This is a genomic window from Xenorhabdus entomophaga, from assembly GCF_037996725.1.
Lineage (GTDB): Bacteria > Pseudomonadota > Gammaproteobacteria > Enterobacterales > Enterobacteriaceae > Xenorhabdus > Xenorhabdus khoisanae.
Window position 1 is genome coordinate 1 of sequence record NZ_JBBMXH010000216.1, and the last position, 2,328, is coordinate 2,328.

At 41.3% G+C, this 2,328-nt stretch carries 3 protein-coding genes; all 3 read left to right on the forward strand.

What is annotated here, in order from left to right; all coding sequences use genetic code 11:
- The first annotated feature begins 131 nt into the window (after positions 1 to 131).
- A complete protein-coding gene (locus AAC854_RS22195) occupies positions 132 to 656 on the forward strand; it encodes a DUF4184 family protein (RefSeq protein WP_340618994.1) in 525 nt (174 codons plus the stop codon).
- Between the two features lie 6 nt (positions 657 to 662).
- Complete coding sequence (locus AAC854_RS22200; protein ID WP_340618992.1) at positions 663 to 1,424, forward strand: aminoglycoside adenylyltransferase family protein; 762 nt, start codon at positions 663 to 665, stop codon at positions 1,422 to 1,424.
- Between the two features lie 114 nt (positions 1,425 to 1,538).
- On the forward strand, positions 1,539 to 1,994 hold the full coding sequence (locus AAC854_RS22205) for a YaiI/YqxD family protein (RefSeq protein WP_340618993.1): 456 nt from the start codon (positions 1,539 to 1,541) through the stop codon (positions 1,992 to 1,994).
- Positions 1,995 to 2,328 lie beyond the last annotated feature (334 nt).

The window sequence follows — 2,328 nt, forward strand, 5'->3', positions numbered from 1 at the left end:
ATAAGCATAACTCAGTCCTCTTTTTTGCCTTTTTGTTTCTGGAAAATCAAAACTCGCAAAATTTGGACTGAGTTTCTTTGACACTCCTACCATTTTGAAAAGTTATATATCCTTTATCCGTCCTTTTCCCAATATCTTTTTCTCGTTATGAAAAACAGAATTATAAGGACAGGGTTGTTTTTGTGCTGTCATTATTTATAGGCGCTGTAACCCATATTGTCTGGGACGCATTCACACACAATAAAGGCTTTTTTGTCGAGCTAATTCCTTTGCTACAGTTTCGCGTTTTCCATTCCATTACCAACGGGCAGGGGATAAATATATATAAAATCCTACAGCATCTCAGCTCATTGCTCGGATTGTTGTACCTTACTATGAAGTACTGGCAATATCAGAAAGAGTTGGACCCTATTATTCAAAAAATGAACAAAAGAAAACTTTGTCATCTGATTGTTATTGGATTTATCTCAGGTATTTTGATATGCCCTGTAGCATTGTTTTTATCCTGGGAGGCATCTGGGATAAATATGGGTAAATTTATTTTTAAGGAACTTACTCTGTCTGTCCCCGTTTTTTTTATTATTCTGGTAATTATTGCGTTATGGATAAGGTATTCCTCTCCAAAGACTAAACCAATTCAATCAAACACATGGTAATTACTTATGTACATTCCTCCCGAAGCAAATAAGGCGTTGTTGATTATCCAGAAGCGACTAGCGGAATCGCTGGTAGCTGTCTACCTTCATGGTTCGGCTGTAGTTGGTGGTCTTCGTCCCTTTAGTGACGTAGATTTGCTCGTGGTCATTGACCAGCCGATGACGTCAGAGATTCGGGAATGTCTGACTGCCGATTTAATGAGGATATCAGGCCGATATCCTTCTGATCCTGATGGACGTCGCCCTGTCGAACTGATTGTTTTCTTGCGTGCTGATCTCGTTGCATCGCTTTATCCTGCCCGGAGCGAATTCATTTACGGCGAGTGGCTGCGTCACGAATATGAAATGGGAGAAATTCCCAAGCCTGTTTGTGATCCAGAACTGACCTTGGTGTTGGCCCAATCACGACAGGAAGCGATACCACTGGTCGGCCCGAACGCGAGTCTTCTGCCAGTTATTTCAAGATCGGACATTAGCCGGGCTATTAAAGATGTCCTGCCGGATTTAATTGAAACATTACAGGGAGATGAGCGCAATGTTTTGCTAACGCTGGCGCGTATGTGGCGAACATTAGTGACTGGAGAATTTGTCCCTAAGGATGTTGCGGCCGGTTGGGCTGCTGCTCGCCTTCCAGCCACGCAGGCCGCGGTTTTAGCTGATGCGCGGGAGACCTATTTAAGAGGATGTGAAGAAGATTGGCGAAACCGTCGGCAAGAACTTCAGATCACGGTAAGTTCACTGCACGATTGTGTGTTAATGAATCTATGATGCTCCCATCATGTCAGATTTGCATAATCAGAATGCTATAACAGTTTGATTATTTTAAAAATCGTGGGAATATCCTTGATATAGCTAAAAATATGAAATTGAGAGGGTTTTGTTATGTCTATATGGGTAGATGCTGATGCGTGTCCTAAGGTGATAAAAGAAATATTATATCGTGCAGCTGAACGTGAAAAAATACTGGTTACATTTGTGGCAAATCAACGATTAAGTGTACCTGCATCCGCCTTTTTACGTACGTTACAAGTCCCAGCAGGATTTGATGTCGCTGATAATCAAATTGTTCGTTGCTCAGAAAGCGGGGATTTAGTGATTACAGCAGATATCCCTCTTGCTGCTGAAGTGATCGAAAAAGGTGCAATAGCACTCAATCCGCGCGGTGAGCGTTATAGTGAAGCGACAATACGTGAACGCCTAGTTATGCGTGATTTTATGGATACGATGCGAGCGAGTGGAATCCAAACGGGAGGGCCTGCTACTTTAAACCAACGTGATCGCCAGCGGTTCGCAAATGAACTAGATAAATGGTTATTACAACAAAAGAACGTATCTTGAAAAGGAATGTGACTATTGAAACCTCTGAGAGGTTTCATTCCCAACATGTAAACATACTTTAAGAAATCGCTTCATGAACTGACAGGAGAAACTATCTCAGAATAAATTTTCCTTTTATGCACTCACCTTAGAAGCTCAGTAAGGTGATCCCTGAGTATTCGATAAGCATCAGTATTGCTATTCTGTTGATTGAAAAAGTTTCTATGCTCCTCAGTTAACTGACAATCATATACAGGATCTTAAGCAGTAACCGTATATTTTAGATAGAAAAAAGGCTTCATTTATGATCTGATAATCGTCGCCAAACTAATATCAAAATCAAGGATGAAGCCTG

Bases quoted from the DNA above. Each gene is read 5' to 3' on its own strand.
- AAC854_RS22200 (WP_340618992.1), top strand. From the start codon at position 663: ATGTACATTCCTCCCGAAGCAAATAAGGCGTTGTTGATTATCCAGAAG.
- AAC854_RS22205 (WP_340618993.1), top strand. From the start codon at position 1,539: ATGTCTATATGGGTAGATGCTGATGCGTGTCCTAAGGTGATAAAAGAA.